General features: G+C 71.7%; 8 protein-coding genes. 7 read left to right on the top strand and 1 reads right to left on the bottom strand.

Annotated features, from left to right (window positions below; genetic code table 11):
- Window positions 1-168: 168 nt before the first annotated feature.
- Window positions 169-564, bottom strand: coding sequence for a DUF1844 domain-containing protein (locus ABZ693_RS35590; protein WP_359885640.1), 396 nt, complete (start codon window positions 562-564; stop codon window positions 169-171).
- A gap of 312 nt (window positions 565-876) precedes the next feature.
- Here ABZ693_RS35590 and infC point away from each other — a divergent pair, with 312 nt between their 5' ends.
- From infC to pheT, 7 genes are all read left to right on the top strand, one after another.
- Window positions 877-1,590, top strand: a complete 714-nt coding sequence (gene infC / locus ABZ693_RS35585) for a translation initiation factor IF-3 (RefSeq protein ID WP_359885639.1) — start codon at window positions 877-879, stop codon at window positions 1,588-1,590.
- A gap of 124 nt (window positions 1,591-1,714) precedes the next feature.
- Entirely contained in the window at window positions 1,715-1,909 is a 195-nt protein-coding gene (gene rpmI, locus ABZ693_RS35580; protein ID WP_030493495.1) for a 50S ribosomal protein L35, read from the top strand.
- Window positions 1,910-2,015: 106 nt separating this feature from the next.
- Window positions 2,016-2,402 carry a 50S ribosomal protein L20 gene (rplT, locus tag ABZ693_RS35575; protein WP_189976603.1) on the top strand — a complete coding sequence of 129 codons (387 nt, stop codon included), beginning with the start codon at window positions 2,016-2,018 and terminating at the stop codon, window positions 2,400-2,402.
- 171 nt (window positions 2,403-2,573) lie between these two features.
- The gene (locus tag ABZ693_RS35570; RefSeq protein ID WP_359885638.1) at window positions 2,574-3,416 is read left to right on the top strand and encodes a TrmH family RNA methyltransferase; all 843 of its coding nucleotides are present in this window, start codon (window positions 2,574-2,576) and stop codon (window positions 3,414-3,416) included.
- 79 nt (window positions 3,417-3,495) lie between these two features.
- The gene (locus tag ABZ693_RS35565; protein ID WP_359885637.1) at window positions 3,496-4,842 is read left to right on the top strand and encodes a sensor histidine kinase; all 1,347 of its coding nucleotides are present in this window, start codon (window positions 3,496-3,498) and stop codon (window positions 4,840-4,842) included.
- 194 nt (window positions 4,843-5,036) lie between these two features.
- Complete coding sequence (gene pheS / locus ABZ693_RS35560; protein ID WP_359885636.1) at window positions 5,037-6,164, top strand: phenylalanine--tRNA ligase subunit alpha; 1,128 nt, start codon at window positions 5,037-5,039, stop codon at window positions 6,162-6,164.
- Window positions 6,164-8,680, top strand: coding sequence for a phenylalanine--tRNA ligase subunit beta (gene pheT / locus ABZ693_RS35555; RefSeq protein WP_359885635.1), 2,517 nt, complete (start codon window positions 6,164-6,166; stop codon window positions 8,678-8,680). Before pheS ends, pheT begins: the two co-directional genes overlap by 1 nt.
- The last annotated feature ends 76 nt before the right edge of the window (window positions 8,681-8,756 follow it).

Raw genomic sequence — 8,756 nt, 5'->3', positions numbered from 1 at the left:
GTTGCCCCGGTACGAGCGCTCGAAGGCCTCCACCAGGCCGTCGCGCATCTGGTTGCGCCAGTACTCGTGCTGCGACGGGTTACCCGTGGCGGCCGGAGGTGTGTCGTGGTGGATCGTAGGACTCCGAGAGCTCCGGATCCCGCGAGGGTCCGGGGCTCTTCGAGGTTTCTAGCCGTACACCGGTCCGGTGTACTTCTCGCCCGGGCCCTGGCCCGGCTCGTCCGGCACGAAGGAGGCCTCGCGGAAGGCCAGCTGGAGCGACTTCAGGCCGTCGCGCAGCGGCGAGGCGTGGAAGGAGGAGATCTCCGGCACACCGGCGTCGAGCAGGCCGGCGAGCGTGTGGATCAGCTTGCGGGCCTCGTCGAGGTCCTTGTACTCGTCGCCCTCCTCGGTGAGGCCGAGCTTCACGGCGGCGGCGCTCATCAGGTTGACGGCGACCGTCACGATCACCTCGACCGCCGGCACCTCGGCGATGTCACGCGTCATCGCGGAGAAGTCGGGCGTGTCCGAAGGGTTCGAAGGAACGGCGGAGTCGGTCGACTCGTTCTGGGGCGTCTCGCTCATGCCCCACAGCCTAAGCCGCGGCGTGGTTCGCGCCGACCAGAGGGTCCTGCTAAGGTTGTGGCACATAAAGACCGGCTGGATACCTGTGTGTCCGGCCCACAAGTGGAGGCTCCGAACTCCCACCTGGCCGTCCTCACGGACGGCGGGTCACCGGTCTGGTGGCGACCATCGTTCCGTACGGACGATGGGGCCGCCCGATGACGCGCCCCGCGGTTGACCGCGGCGCTCCGGTTTCCTTGGAGCCCCGCCTGTGTCCCGTCCGGGGCATTTTTCTTGCATCGGCTCGGTTGGTCTCGACAGTTCTACCGTGACGTGTCCGTCCGCCAGGCGGTCGCGTGGTGCAACCGAGGAGGATCCATCAGCGCCGAGCCCCGCATCAACGAGCGGATTCGCGTTCCCGAGGTGCGTCTTGTCGGCCCCAGCGGCGAGCAGGTTGGCATTGTGCCGCTTGCGAAGGCCCTGGAGCTCGCACAGGAGTACGACCTCGATCTTGTCGAGGTAGCGGCGAACGCCCGTCCGCCCGTGTGCAAGCTCATGGACTACGGGAAGTTCAAGTACGAGTCGGCCATGAAGGCCCGTGAGGCGCGCAAGAACCAGGCGCACACGGTCATCAAGGAGATGAAGCTCCGGCCGAAGATCGACCCGCACGACTATGACACCAAGAAGGGTCACGTCGTCCGGTTCCTCAAGCAGGGTGACAAGGTCAAGATCACGATCATGTTCCGTGGTCGTGAGCAGTCCCGGCCGGAGCTCGGCTACCGACTGCTGCAGCGCCTCGCGGAGGATGTTCAGGATCTCGGCTTCGTCGAGTCCAACCCGAAGCAGGACGGCCGGAACATGATCATGGTTCTGGGCCCGCACAAGAAGAAGACCGAGGCCATGGCCGAGGCCCGCGAGGCGCAGGCCGCCCGCAAGGCCGAGCGTCTGGGCGGTGCGCCCGTCTCGGCCCAGGACGACGACGAGGCTTCGGCCGACCTGTCGGCCGACACTCCGGTCGACATGCCGGCCGAGAACCCCGAGGCGTGATCCCACGGGGCTGCCGGACGGCGGCCCCGGGTTCCGCCCGGAACCATCAAACGAAGAATTGACGCTCCCGGCAGTACCGGTGTCCGCACCGGGGGAGCGCCACTGACGAGGAGATAACGGCGCCATGCCGAAGAACAAGACGCACTCCGGTGCCAAGAAGCGCTTCAAGGTCACCGGCTCCGGCAAGATCATGCGCGAGCGCGCCGGCAAGCGCCACCTGCTCGAGCACAAGTCGTCCAAGCTGACGCGTCGCCTCACCGGCAACGCCGAGATGGCCCCGGGTGACTCCGCCAAGATCAAGAAGATGCTGGGCATCTGATCTGATCTCCCGCCCTCGGCGACGAGGGCATCCGGTCGAGACCGGGACCCATCCGTTTTTCGGGTCGTGTGAGTACCCCCACGGCCCCGCTACAAGGAGTTAAGAAGTGGCACGCGTCAAGCGGGCAGTCAACGCCCACAAGAAGCGCCGGGCGATCCTCGAGCAGGCTTCCGGCTACCGCGGTCAGCGTTCGCGCCTCTACCGCAAGGCCAAGGAGCAGGTCACCCACTCGCTGGTCTACAACTACAACGACCGCAAGAAGCGCAAGGGCGACTTCCGTCAGCTGTGGATCCAGCGCATCAACGCCGCTGCCCGCCAGAACGGCATGACGTACAACCGCCTCATCCAGGGTCTGAAGGCCGCCAACATCGAGGTCGACCGCAAGATCCTGGCCGAGCTCGCGGTCAACGACTCCAACGCGTTCGCCGCGCTGGTCGAGGTTGCGCAGAAGGCCCTCCCGGCCGACGTCAACGCCCCGAAGGCCGCTGCCTGATCTTCCAGGCCGCAGTACTTCTGCCCGGACCCGCAGGCCCCGCGCCTGCGGGTCCGGCGCGTTGACCGCCCCTTCCGGCCGTCCGCCCGGCACCGACCCCAAGGTCCGCCGTCCGGCGCCGGCCACCCCGCCCCACCGCTGCCGTCACTTGAGTCAGAGAGCCGCAGGCACATGGCCACCCCCGAGCTGATCTCCCCGCGTTCACCGCGCGTCGTCGCCGCCCGGCGGCTCGCCAAGCGCAGTTTCCGGGGCAAGGACCGCCTCTTCCTCGCCGAGGGCCCGCAGGCCGTCCGCGAGGCCGTCGAGCACCGCGGCACCGCCGGCCGGCCCACCCTCGTCGAGCTCTTCACGACGGTCGAGGCCGCCGAGCGCTACGCCGCCATCGTCGACGCGGCCCGCGCCTCCGGCGCCCGCGTCCACCACGCCTCCGACGCGGTCCTCGCCGAGGTCTCCCAGACGGTCACCCCGCAGGGCCTCGTCGGCGTGTGCCACTTCCTCGACTCGCCGTTCGAGGACATCCTGGCCGCCCGGCCCAAGCTCGTCGCCGTGCTCGCCCACGTCCGCGACCCCGGGAACGCCGGCACCGTGCTCCGCTGCGCCGACGCCGCCGGAGCCGACGCCGTCGTCCTCACCGACGCCTCCGTGGACCTGTACAACCCCAAGTCCGTCCGCGCCTCCGTCGGCTCGCTCTTCCACCTCCCGGTCGCCGTCGGCGTCCCCGTCGAGCAGGCCGTCGCGGGCCTCAAGAGCGTCGGCGTACGGATCCTCGCGGCCGACGGCGCCGGCCAGGACGACCTCGACGACGAACTGGACGCCGGCACCATGGGCGGCCCCACCGCCTGGGTCTTCGGCAACGAGGCCTGGGGCCTGCCCGAGGAGACCCGCGCCCTCGCCGACGCCGTCGTCCGCGTCCCGATCCACGGCAAGGCCGAGAGCCTCAACCTCGCGACCGCCGCCGCCGTGTGCCTGTACGCCTCCGCGCGCGCCCAGCGCCCGCCCCGAACCACCCTCTGATCCCTCCATGCGCCCCCTGGGCCTAGTAGGGTGACCAACTCGGGGCCCACTGCGTTACACGGAGGGGTGGGATAAGGGGATGACAGTCGGTACGGGCAGTCCCGCACAGGCACGGAGCGCCGCGCCATACGGGGCGGAACCTCCACCCGTACCCGGGCCGCGCGCCGCCCCCGTCCCGTACGGAAGCGAAGCCGCCCCGCGGTCCGGATCAGGGCCGGGACCCGGCCCGGACACCCGGCCCGCCCCGGCGTCTGCGCCGGGAGCCGGTCCAGGACCGGGCGGCGGCCACCCGGGCGCCGGCGTCAGCGCGGGCGGCGGTCCGGAAAACGGACCCGGTTCCGGGTCCGGCCCGGGGTACGGATTCGGACCGGAGCTCGGGATCGACCCCGACGACCTGCCCGACGGCCTGGTCGTCGCCGACGAGACCGGCCGGATCATCTGCTTCAACGCCGCCGCCAGCCGCATCACGGCCGTGCCCGGCGCCCGGGCCCTCGGCCGCCCGCTCGACCAGGCGCTGCCCCTCGAAGACCTCAAGGGCCACCGCTGGTGGGCGCTCACCGACCCGTACGGCGGCCTCGCCACCCGCCGCGGCCAGCCCGAACGCAATCTGCTGCTTCCCGGCGGCCGCGAGGTCCTGGTCTCCGCCCGCTATCTGCGCACCCGCCCCACCGGCCCCGTCCGCCGGGTCGTCGTCTCGCTGCGCGGCACCGAGGCCCGCCGCCGTACCGAACGCAGCCACGCCGAGCTGATCGCCACGGTCGCCCACGAACTGCGCTCGCCGCTCACCTCCGTCAAGGGCTTCACCGCCACGCTCCTCGCCAAATGGGAGCGGTTCACCGACGACCAGAAGCGGCTGATGCTGGAGACCGTCGACGCCGACGCCGGCCGCATCAAGCGGCTCATCGCCGAGCTCCTCGACATCTCGCGGATCGACTCCGGCCGTCTGGAGGTCCGCCGCCAGCGCGTCGACATCGCCGCCGCCGTCGGCCGCCACGTCCACGCCCACACCGCCCGAGGCCAGGCCCCCGAGAGCTTCTTCGTCCGGGTCCGGCCCGGTCTGCCGGACCTGTGGGCCGACCCCGACAAGATCGACCAGATCCTCGGCAACCTGCTGGAAAACGCGGTGCGCCACGGCGGCGGAACGGTCACCATCGACGTGGCACCCACCATGGCCACCACCGACGGGGAGAAGGGGACGGAGGTCACCGTGAGCGACGAGGGACCCGGTATCCCCGAGGAGTCGATGGGCCGCGTGTTCACCCGCTTCTGGCGGGGCAGCAAGCGCGGCGGGACCGGCCTCGGCCTCTATATCGTCAAGGGCCTGGTCGAGGCCCACGGCGGCACGATCACCGTCGGACGCGGTCCCCGTGGCGGGGCCGAGTTCCGATTTATCCTGCCCGTCGGCACCCCGGCCCACCTCGTCTGATCCCACCGCCGCCACAAGCGGCGACGGATCGCGTCTCGTGTCTCACCGGCCGAGACGGACCGAGGTCAGGAGCCGCCCGGGCCGCCTACGGGCTCATTCGCGTCCCCGCGCCCCGTTAGACTCGTCCTTTGGCACGTTTGCGCCCTTGACGTCGAGCGGGACCGCCCAGCCAGCCAACGGAAACACGGGAAGAGATGTCGGCACCCAATAAGTCGTACGACCCGGTCGAGGTCGAAGCCTTGAAACCGGAAGAGATCGAGCGCATGCGGGACGAGGCGATCGCCGCCTTCGCAGCCGCGGGCGACCTCGACGCGCTCGCGCAGGCGAAGACCGCGCACACCGGCGGCACCTCGCCGCTGGCGCTCGCCAACCGCGAGATCGGCGCGCTGCCCCCGCAGGCCAAGGCCGCGGCCGGCAAGATCGTGGGCCAGGCCCGCGGCGCCGTCTCCAAGGCTCTGGCCGCCCGCCAGACCGAGCTGGAGGCCGAGCGCGACGCCCGCGTCCTCGTCGAGGAGGCCGTCGACGTCACGCTGCCGTACGACCGCGTCCCGGCCGGCGCCCGGCACCCGCTGACCACCCTCATGGAGCGCGTCGCCGATGTCTTCGTCTCCATGGGCTACGAGGTCGCCGAGGGTCCCGAGGTCGAGGCCGAATGGTTCAACTTCGACGCCCTGAACTTCGTGCCGGACCACCCGGCGCGGCAGATGCAGGACACCTTCTTCGTCCAGGGCCCCGAGGGAACGACGGGCGACGAGTCCGGTGTCGTGCTCCGTACGCACACCTCGCCGGTCCAGGCCCGCACCCTCATCGACCGGGAGCCCCCGGTCTACGTGGTGTGCCCCGGCCGCGTCTACCGCACCGACGAGCTCGACGCCACGCACACCCCGGTCTTCCACCAGATCGAGCTGCTGGCCGTCGACGAGGGCCTGACGATGGCCGATCTCAAGGGCACCCTGGACCACATGGTGCAGGCGCTCTTCGGCTCGGACATGAAGACCCGGCTCCGTCCGAACTTCTTCCCGTTCACCGAGCCGTCCGCCGAGATGGACATGCTCTGCTACGTGTGCCGCGGCGAGTCCGTCGGTAACCCGGACCGCCCGTGCCGCACCTGCGGCAGCGAGGGCTGGATCGAGCTGGGCGGCTGCGGCATGGTCAACCCGAAGGTGCTCGTCGCCTGCGGTGTGGACCCCGAGAAGTACAGCGGATTCGCCTTCGGGTTCGGCATCGAGCGGATGCTGATGTTCCGCCACAACGTCGAAGACATGCGAGACATGGTCGAGGGTGACGTTCGTTTCACCCGGCCCTTCGGGATGGAGATCTGATGCGGGTCCCGCTTTCCTGGCTGCGGGAGTACGTCGACCTGCCGGCGACGGAGACCGGCCGTGACGTGCAGGCCAAGCTGGTTTCGGCCGGCCTCGAGGTCGAGACCGTCGAGCAGCTCGGCGCCGGCCTCACCGGCCCGCTGGTCGTCGGCAAGGTCCTCACCATCGAGGAACTGACCGACTTCAAGAAGCCCATCCGGTTCTGCACGGTCGACGTCGGCCAGGCCAACGGCACCGGCGAGCCGCAGGAGATCATCTGCGGCGCCCGGAACTTCGCCGAGGGCGACAAGGTCGTCGTGGCCCTGCCCGGCGCCGTGCTGCCCGGCGACTTCCGGATCGCCGAGCGCAAGACGTACGGCCGGATGTCCCGCGGCATGATCTGCTCGGGCGACGAGCTCGGCATGGGCGACGACGGCACGCACGGCATCATCGTGCTGCCGCCGGAGCACGAGATCGGCACCGACGCCACGGTCCTCCTGGAGCTGTTCGACGAGGTCCTCGACATCGCCGTCACCCCGGACCGCGGCTACTGCCTCTCGATGCGCGGCGTCGCCCGCGAGGCCGCCATCGCGTACGGCCTGCCGCTGCGCGACCCGGCGCTGCTCGACGTGCCCGCGCCGAACGCGTACGGCTACCCGGTCCAGGTCGCCGACCCGGCCGGCTGCGACCGCTTCACCGCCCGCACCGTGGTCGGCCTGGACCCCGAGTCCCGGTCGCCGATCTGGCTCAAGCGCCGCCTCCAGAAGGCCGGCATGCGCCCGATCTCGCTCGCCGTCGACATCACCAACTACGTGATGCTGGAGCTCGGCCAGCCGCTGCACGCCTACGACCGCACCCGGCTCGACGGTCCCCTCGGGGTCCGCCGCGCCGAGGCCGGCGAGAAGATCACCACCCTCGATGGCACGGTCCGCGTCCTCGACCCGGCCGACCTGGTCATCACCGACAACCGCGGCCCCATCGGCATCGCGGGCGTCATGGGCGGCGCCGACACGGAGATCGCCGACCACGCCGACCTCGCCGGTGCCACCACCGAGGTCGTCATCGAGGCCGCGCACTTCGACCCGATCGCGATCGCGCGCACGGCCCGCCGCCACAAGCTGTCCTCCGAGGCGTCCAAGCGCTTCGAGCGCGGTGTCGACCCGAAGGCCGCCGCCGCGGCGGCGCAGCGCTGCGCCGACCTGCTGGTGCTGCTCGCGGGCGGTACGGCCGAGGCCGGCGTCACCGAGGTCGTCGCGCCCTCCGCGCCGCGCACCGTCACCATGCCGGCGGACCACCCGGACAAGGTCGCGGGCGTCGCCTACGGCCGCGAGACCGTCGTCCGCCGCCTCCAGGAGATCGGCTGCGACGTCTACGGACAGGACGAGCTGATCGTCACCGTGCCGTCGTGGCGTCCCGACCTGGCCGCGCCGAACGACCTCGCCGAAGAGGTCATCCGGCTGGAGGGCTACGAGAACCTGCCCTCCACGCTGCCCCGGCCCCCGGCCGGCCGCGGCCTGACCGAGCGCCAGCGCGTCCACCGCCGGGTGGGCCGCGCCCTGGCCGGCGCCGGCTACGTCGAGGCGCTGAACTACCCGTTCATCGGCGCGCAGGTCTTCGACCAGCTCGGCCTGGACGCGGACGACGCCCGCCGCCGGGTCGTCACCCTGGTCAACCCGCTGTCCGACGAGGAGCCCGCGCTCCGTACGACGCTGCTGCCGGGCCTGCTCGGCGCGCTGCGCCGCAACGACGGCCGCGGCAGCCACGACCTGGCGCTGTTCGAGACCGGCCTGGTCTTCCGGCCGACCGAGGGCCAGCCGGGCGTCGCCGTCCGTCTGCCCGTCGACCGCCGCCCGAGCGACGAGGAGATCGCCCGCGTCAACAGCGTGCTGCCCGAGCAGCCGCGCCGCGTGGCCGTCGTCCTCTCCGGCTCGCGCGAGCAGGCCGGCTGGTGGGGCAAGGGCCGCCCGTCCGACTGGGCCGACGCCATCCAGGCCGCGCGCCTGGTGGCCGCCGAGTCCGGCGCGCAGCTGCTGATCGACGCTGACCAGCACGCCCCGTGGCACCCGGGCCGGTGCGCCGCGTTCCACGTCATGGTCGACGGGGTCAAGACCCTCGCCGGCCACGGCGGCGAGCTGCACCCGCGGGTGGTCAAGGCCCTCGGCCTGCCCGCCCGCACCTGCGCCATGGAGCTGGACCTGGACGTCCTGGAGCGCGCGAGCGAGGGTGCCGTGAAGGCCCCGAGCATCTCCGCCTTCCCGGTCGCCACCCAGGACGTCGCCCTGGTCGTCGACCAGAGCGTCCCGGCCGCGATGGTCGAGTACTACCTGGCCGGCGGCGCGGGTGAACTCCTGGAGTCCATCCGCCTGTTCGACGTCTACACCGGCGACCAGATCGACGCCGGCAAGAAGTCCCTGGCCTACGCGCTGCGCTTCCGCGCGGCCGACCGCACCCTGACGGTCGAGGAGGCGACGGCGGCCCGCGACGCCGCGGTCGCCATGGCCGCCGAGCACACCGGCGCGGTCCTGCGCGGCGCGTAACCGCCCGCGGGAAGCACGGGGTGGGCGAGGGCGGCGAGGTCGGCTTCCCGGGCGCGCGCGAGCAGCTCACGGAACG

This window comes from Streptomyces laurentii (assembly GCF_040635425.1).
In the GTDB taxonomy this organism is placed as follows: domain Bacteria; phylum Actinomycetota; class Actinomycetes; order Streptomycetales; family Streptomycetaceae; genus Streptomyces; species Streptomyces laurentii.
The sequence above is the reverse complement of the archived record's forward strand: the minus strand, read 5'-3'. Positions and strand labels throughout refer to the sequence as shown.

Bases quoted from the DNA above. Each gene is read 5' to 3' on its own strand.
- ABZ693_RS35565 (WP_359885637.1), top strand. From the start codon at position 3,496: ATGACAGTCGGTACGGGCAGTCCCGCACAGGCACGGAGCGCCGCGCCA.
- pheS (WP_359885636.1), top strand. From the start codon at position 5,037: ATGTCGGCACCCAATAAGTCGTACGACCCGGTCGAGGTCGAAGCCTTG.
- pheT (WP_359885635.1), top strand. From the start codon at position 6,164: ATGCGGGTCCCGCTTTCCTGGCTGCGGGAGTACGTCGACCTGCCGGCG.
- rpmI (WP_030493495.1), top strand. From the start codon at position 1,715: ATGCCGAAGAACAAGACGCACTCCGGTGCCAAGAAGCGCTTCAAGGTC.
- ABZ693_RS35590 (WP_359885640.1), bottom strand. From the start codon at position 564: ATGAGCGAGACGCCCCAGAACGAGTCGACCGACTCCGCCGTTCCTTCG.
- ABZ693_RS35570 (WP_359885638.1), top strand. From the start codon at position 2,574: ATGGCCACCCCCGAGCTGATCTCCCCGCGTTCACCGCGCGTCGTCGCC.